We start from the raw sequence: 485 nt of genomic DNA on the forward strand, positions 1-485 counted from the left end.
GCGGCGGCGGGTGGATCCGTCGCTCCAGCGGCGGGTGACCGAACGCTTCGTGGCCGCCGCGTTCGGTGGCGACCTCGACGCGCTGCTGGAGATGCTCGCGCCCGAGGTGACGCTGTGGTCCGACGGCGGCGGCAAGTCCAGAGCCGCCGGCCCACGCCCCGTCCAAGGTCGCGACAACGTTGCCAGGGTGCTCGTCGCCAGTGCCGCCGAGCCTGTCGAGGGCGGTCTGAGCATTCAGTACCGCGACGTCAACGGAGAGCCGTCCGCGGTGGTCTTCGCCGAGAACTCGCCGTACGCCGTGATGGTGGTGGACCTGTCCACGGACGGAGAGCACGTGCGGGACATCTACGTGGTCAGCAATCCTGACAAGCTCTCCCATGTGCCCAAAGAAACGGAAACACCTCATGCTTGAGATCATCGGCGCGGGATTCCCGCGGACCGGAACCTTCTCCTTGAAGGCCGCACTGGAACGCCTCGGCTTCGGA

1 protein-coding gene and 1 pseudogene are annotated in these 485 nt (G+C 67.4%); both read left to right on the forward strand.

Annotated elements, in window-relative coordinates; translation table 11 throughout:
- A pseudogene (locus FAF44_RS53675) lies at nt 1-412 on the forward strand (RNA polymerase subunit sigma-24); the annotation flags it as partial.
- A partial coding sequence (locus tag FAF44_RS53680; protein WP_308193553.1) for a sulfotransferase occupies nt 405-485 on the forward strand: 81 nt, incomplete at its 3' end. The pseudogene FAF44_RS53675 and the gene FAF44_RS53680, both read left to right, overlap by 8 nt.

Source organism: Nonomuraea sp. MG754425, from assembly GCF_021699195.1.
GTDB lineage: Bacteria > Actinomycetota > Actinomycetes > Streptosporangiales > Streptosporangiaceae > Nonomuraea.